The 5,451-nt window shown below is 44.2% G+C and carries 3 protein-coding genes; 1 reads left to right on the top strand and 2 read right to left on the bottom strand.

The window, feature by feature from the left end:
• Nucleotides 1-567: 567 nt before the first annotated feature.
• Nucleotides 568-756 (bottom strand): hypothetical protein, encoded by a 189-nt coding sequence (locus tag ACESM0_RS10710; protein ID WP_372906206.1) that lies wholly within the window; start codon nucleotides 754-756, stop codon nucleotides 568-570.
• A gap of 41 nt (nucleotides 757-797) precedes the next feature.
• The gene (locus tag ACESM0_RS10705; protein WP_372906205.1) at nucleotides 798-2,162 is read right to left on the bottom strand and encodes a TrpB-like pyridoxal phosphate-dependent enzyme; all 1,365 of its coding nucleotides are present in this window, start codon (nucleotides 2,160-2,162) and stop codon (nucleotides 798-800) included.
• 1,078 nt (nucleotides 2,163-3,240) lie between these two features.
• Here ACESM0_RS10705 and ACESM0_RS10700 point away from each other — a divergent pair.
• Nucleotides 3,241-4,347: a 3-oxoacyl-ACP synthase III family protein gene (locus tag ACESM0_RS10700; RefSeq protein WP_372906204.1), complete on the top strand. Its 1,107-nt coding sequence runs from the start codon at nucleotides 3,241-3,243 to the stop codon at nucleotides 4,345-4,347.
• The last annotated feature ends 1,104 nt before the right edge of the window (nucleotides 4,348-5,451 follow it).

Here is a 5,451-nt window from a genome sequence, read left to right as displayed (position 1 = left end):
CTGACTTTCCCATGGTTTTGATTCTCTCCTTATTAAAATTGCTACATTGTGTTTGTCAGTAATTTCTTCTCTTCTTCTCTCACTTTTTACACACCTAAACACAAGTAGTAACTAAATATACCATATGAAATGTAAATTGAGAGCTTTCAATGATTAATTCTATCTAATGTTATGGTCTGAAATGGCTATTCCTTAATCCAAATCAGTATTCGGAGTCAATTTACTAGTCAGGGTTTTGTCTATGCTTCGCTCGAAATTGTAAAGGGAATTAGTCATTAACTGGTCCTTACAAGTAGAGAAAAAAGTGTTTGACATAAGATCATTGCAAATTGGTGATTTGAACTCCGAACCACGAATGACGATTTGTGATTTGAAACCTGAAACATTGTTCTAGAAAAGCCTGCAGCTACAGAATACAGAAGGGATAAAGTACCTGCCTTAGCGGGGCAAAATGTGATTAACTCCGGGTTTCAACCCGTGGTAATGAGGATCGAAAAAATAATCGCCGAAAAGAGAGTCTGGTTCAGTGATCGTAATAATGTTGAGGCGATGCCCCTCAAATTGCAATTATATCTGATCAGGCATAGCCTCACCTACAAGATTTATTAACACACAAGGGGAAGGGGTAGTAAATCCAACGGGTTTGGTGACCTGTTGCACAATTGTGGATTGAACACCGAATTGCGAAGTGAAGCTTCTCGCCTGAGGCTGAAACATGAGACCTGAACTAAACCCGTCAGCCTGCAACTGAAGCATGCCGACGGGGATTTTTAACGAATACCGTAAACCAAGAACTTCTACGCTTCCGGCTGCAGCTCTTCGATCTCTTTGATATTATCAGAGATCGTCTGATCCTCAATTTTGTGATCGCTCAGCTTGCCGGCAAAATAGTCGTCATAAGCGGCCATATCTACAAATCCGTGTCCGCACATGTTAAAGAGAATCGTTTTTTCGGTTCCCTCTTCTTTGGCTTGCTTCGCCTCACGGATTACCTGTGCTACGGCATGATTGGCTTCGGGTGCGCCAATAATTCCTTCCGCCTTGGCAAACATCACTCCGGCCTCAAAGCACTCGAGCTGCTGCAGAGCGGTGGCCTCAATCAGATCATCTTTCAAAAGCTGGCTGCAGAGAACGCTGGCCCCGTGATATCGCAGCCCGCCTGCATGGATAGCGGCCGGCGTAAAATTATGACCCAACGTGTACATCGGTAACAACGGTGTATATCCGGCTGAGTCGCCATGATCGTACATAAATTTACCGCGAGTCAGTTTCGGACAGGAAGCCGGTTCAACCGCTATGAAACGGGTTTTCTTTCCATCGGTAAGATTATTTTTTAAAAACGGAAAAGAGATTCCTGCAAAGTTGGATCCGCCACCTAATGGAGCCACCACAATGTCGGGGTAGTCTCCGGCATACTCCATCTGCTTGATCGTCTCCTGACCAATAATAGTTTGATGCAAAAGAACGTGGTTTAGCACCGATCCCAGCGAATATTTGGTCTGATCATCTCCAACCGCGCGCTCAATCGCCTCCGAGATTGCAATTCCCAAACTGCCGCTCGTGTCGGGTGACTTCTCCAGGATTCTTCGGCCCGCTTCGGTGCGGTTGCTTGGCGATGCGTGCACTTCTGCCCCGTACGTGTTCATCATCACTTTGCGGTAAGGCTTCTGATCGTAGCTGATCCGCACCATATACACTTCACAGTTCATGTTAAATTGGGAACACGCAAACGCAAGCGCTGTTCCCCACTGACCGGCTCCGGTCTCGGTGGTGATGCTCTTCACGCCTTCCTGCTTGTTGTAGTAGGCTTGAGGAACAGCGGTATTGGGTTTATGCGATCCGCTTGGACTCACACCTTCGTATTTGTAATAGATTTTCGCGGGTGTATCGAGCATCTTTTCAAGTCCCGTGGCACGATAGAGCGGTGTCGGTCGCCAGATTTTATAAATTTCTCGAACCTCATCAGGAATCTCAATGTACTGTTCGGCCGACATCTCCTGCTCAATCAATCCCTTCGGAAAGATCGGACTCAGATCATCCGGGCCGGCAGGCTGTCTCGTTCTGGGATTAAGCGGTGGCAGCGGCTTATTAGGCATATCCGCTACAATATTATACCAATGTGTGGGGATATCAGACTCGTTCAGCAGAATTTTTTTATTCATGGTATCAGAAAGCTAAGGTCGTTTCGGTTCTATAAATTAATTGGCTATTCAAAGCTCAAACAACAGAATTTTGAAACAGGAAATTCCGGAGAAATGAGATAGTGTTCAAATAGAAAAATAGTTTTTATCGGATTTGTGGAAATACATTTCATTGTTGAATTATGTTGTGCGTTATTCGGAATACGTTTTACGGAATTGAAGATCCTGGCTGCGTTTTCGATCACGAGATTTCGAATCGGGATGTTGACAGCGTCTGGATCTGAACGATTTTCGTTCTATGGTTTACGGTCTACGGTGAAAGACGTGTTTATAGACCAACCTCTTTTACACCATGGAAAACACATTTCAAACGTTTCCCCCTCTGAGAACGTAGTGAAGCGAGATGGGAACAAGACCTGTCTTCTGAATAAATGCAAAGTGAGATGTAAGTCAATTCAACGGGTCTGGAGACCCGTTCCACAAGTGTAGTTTGAACTCTGAATTACAAACGACGATTTGCAAATTGACTTACTAAATCTATTAGCCTTACGCTTGCTGACAGAGTAAAAACGGCCTTGAGAAATTGACAGAAACAAGTGTGAATGTAAGAATGAGAAAATCACAAATTCACCAGCCTCCTATAAGCAAAGATACTAGGTATTAATTAGACAGGCCTTGAATTTGTGACTCATTCGAACAGAACACGCTGTCAATTTCTCACAGCCTTGATTTTTTATGTCTCTTTTGTATCAAGACAAAAGAGACAAGGATTTTATTTGACATAAAATCTTTGCAACATCGTCTCCCCTCTCTGAGAACGGAGAGATTAGAGAGGGGAAAAAGGGATGAGTATTCTAACAATGTGAAAAATGAGACAGTCAACGAAACGGGTCAGGCGACCCCTTCTGCAATTGTGATTTGAACTCCGAATAGCGAATTGAAACTTGTTGCCTGAAGCCTGAATTACCCTTCAGCCTGCAATTGCAGCATGCCGACGGGGGTACGATGGTAGCCTGAAGCTTGAAACACTCGACATTCAATAACAAATTTTGTATATCACTATTTAAGTTTATCAAACGCTAAATATGTCATCCCTTTTATGGCTCAGCAAATCCGCACCATCATAACCGGAACAGGATCATTCATTCCGGATAAAGTTATACCCAACAGCGATTTTTTCGACAATACGTTTTTACAAAAGGATGGCACTCCTTTCGATAAGGACAATGAGGAGACAATTAATAAGTTCGAAGAGATCACCGGGATAGAGGAAAGACGCTATGCCGACGACAATATGCTCGCCTCCGATATGGGAGCACAAGCCTCCGAAAAAGCCATTGAGATGTCCGGACTGGATAGAGAAAAACTCGATTATATTATTGTAGCTCACAATTTTGGTGATGTTCGCGCCGAAAACCGCAGAGTGGATATGGTCCCATCGTTGGCCTCAAAAGTGAAACACAAACTGGGTATCAAAAATCCCTACTGCGTGGCCTATGACCTTCCGTTTGGCTGTCCCGGCTGGCTTCAGGGTGTAATTCAGGCGAACTATTATATTCGCAGCGGTGATGCCAAATCGGCTTTGGTAATTGGTACAGAAACACTCTCGCGTATTTGTGATCCCCACGATCGCGACAGCATGATCTATGCCGATGGCGCCGGTGCTACCGTTTTGCAAGCCAACAACTCCGGAAGTGATTCAGGTATCCTGTCCCATGTCGCACGTACAGATACAGAAACTCAGGTTCACTATCTGAATATGGATCGTTCATATGATGAGAGCGCCGATGACACTCTATACCTTAAAATGGATGGTCGAAAACTCTACCAATACGCCTTATCGAACGTTCCGGGACTCGTCAAAAAGTCGATCGAAAAAGCGGGACTCGATCTGAAGGATGTCAATAAAGTTCTGATTCACCAGGCCAATGAGAAGATGGATGAAGCAATACTCCAACGTCTCTTTAAACTCTATGATAAGCAAGAGATGCCATATGATATCATGCCGATGACCATCTCCAAACTCGGCAACACAAGCGTGGCAACCGTACCTACCCTGCTCGATTTGATCCTCCGCAAACAACTGGACGGCCACAGTATAAACCCCGGAGACACCATCATATTTGCCTCCGTCGGCGCCGGTATGAATATCAATTCGATGGTATATCGGGTTCCTAAAAATGAGTCGGATATCCATGAAAGCTGACAGCGTTCCATCTTTAGAAGGATCCTGTCCGCGCCGAGATGCGAATGATATTCGGTTTACGGTTTACGGCATACGGTGTAAGGTTTGCAAATGATACCCAGTTAGTAATTCAATGGCGTAGCCATGACACACAACCTAGCCCATCAATTCATTGATGGGTTTAGTGGTAAACACCAATAAACCGCCGAATGGAGGGACTTGTTTTACATTCAGGGCTTGTTGAGGCGGTGTCAACAGATCGTCTATTCACCATCACAATTCAAATTGATGCTGAAGATATTCATGTGCAGCGGAGCTGCAGGCACCTACACTCGTTAATGGGAAAATCTGAGGTTTAAAATAGACACCGCGTATGAACCGCTCCACAGTATGAGTTCGAAACTACCTTTGTGTAGTCATGGAACCTCATAACACATATCGATTCCCTGAAGTGCTTCAAAGTTTAATCAGGAGAGATTGATTTATCATCAATTTTCCTATTCCACTTCAAATCGTACATCGCAGTTCGGTCATACAGTGATTCGTCAATCGATATGCAATATATTATTTACGAACTTTTTCTCTATCGATAAACTGAACAAAACGGCCTTGAGAAATTGACAGGAAAAAGTGTAAATGTGCGAATGAGAAAAACACAAATTCACCAGTCTCTGCCGTCACTGCGCTGCGCTCCGACTATTTTTCGGAGAGCAGTGAATGAAGCGTAGCGCAATGAACGAAGTCGAGAAGCTAGTGCCAAGTAATACAAAGTTCTCGACAAGCTCCCCGATTAAGTGCATCGGGGCACCGCGAACTGACGGAATTATATAATTAACAGGCATTGAATTTGTGACTCATTCAAGCAGAACACACTGTCAATTTTTCTCAGCCCTGCCTTACCAATTCCGAATGCTTTCGGGAGCAGGCAGGCTTGATTATTTCGTCTCTTTTTTACCTGTCCGACTACCGGCGCATCAAGACAAAATGAACAGCGGTAATAGATTGAAATAAGATTTCCGTAATACCCCTCAATTCAATTAATTATTCCAAACCAATCCATCTATTCGGCGGAGAAATGAAGGTCTAATTTATATCCCCGGGGACCGCTACGCTTCACCCAGGGCT

It is taken from the genome of Rhodohalobacter sp. (assembly GCF_041686455.1).
Lineage (GTDB): Bacteria > Bacteroidota > Rhodothermia > Balneolales > Balneolaceae > Rhodohalobacter.
This window is presented reverse-complemented; position numbering and strand designations above follow the sequence as displayed.

Bases quoted from the DNA above. Each gene is read 5' to 3' on its own strand.
- ACESM0_RS10710 (WP_372906206.1), bottom strand. From the start codon at position 756: ATGCTTCAGTTGCAGGCTGACGGGTTTAGTTCAGGTCTCATGTTTCAG.
- ACESM0_RS10705 (WP_372906205.1), bottom strand. From the start codon at position 2,162: ATGAATAAAAAAATTCTGCTGAACGAGTCTGATATCCCCACACATTGG.
- ACESM0_RS10700 (WP_372906204.1), top strand. From the start codon at position 3,241: ATGGCTCAGCAAATCCGCACCATCATAACCGGAACAGGATCATTCATT.